Below are 496 nucleotides of genomic sequence, written 5' to 3'. Positions count from 1 at the left end.
CGCCAGCACCCGTTCGCGCGCCGAGCGCGGCGCCCGATACCCCACCCCGGAGGCGAATTCCGGGTCCGGTAACGCCGCACGGTCGAGTTTCCCGTTCGGGGTCAACGGCATCGCCTCGACCGCGATCACCACAGTCGGGACCATGAACTCCGGTAGCCGGTCGGCCGCGAACCGGCGCACGTCCGCGGTCAGCAGGCTGGCCTGCGGATTGTTGGTATAGCGGGCGAGGTCCTTCCGCACCGCCGGTGCCGCGAACACATCGGTGAACTGTTTACCGCGCGCGAGCGTAGCGTCCACGAACACCGCGTCCATACACCCCGCGTGCGTCGACCACGTCACCGCGGTAGTGAACCCCAACCCCTCCCCGAGAGCATACAGATCCTCCGGGAGCAGTCCGGCACCGACTCGATCGACACCATGGGCCACGATCTGTTCGAACCCGATTCCACCGAGGCCGGGGGCGACCGACTGCCCCGCACGTAACCGCTCGACCGCG

Annotated in this window: 1 protein-coding gene; it reads right to left on the bottom strand. The window is 68.8% G+C overall.

Annotation, left to right across the window (positions count from 1 at the left end; all coding sequences use genetic code 11):
- Window positions 1-496 (bottom strand): hypothetical protein (locus tag ACX4ZE_RS23050; RefSeq protein WP_480275562.1); only part of this gene is annotated, 496 nt, incomplete at both ends.

It is taken from the genome of Nocardia sp. TBRC8007, assembly GCF_056629435.1.
The sequence above is the reverse complement of the archived record's forward strand: the minus strand, read 5'-3'. Positions and strand labels throughout refer to the sequence as shown.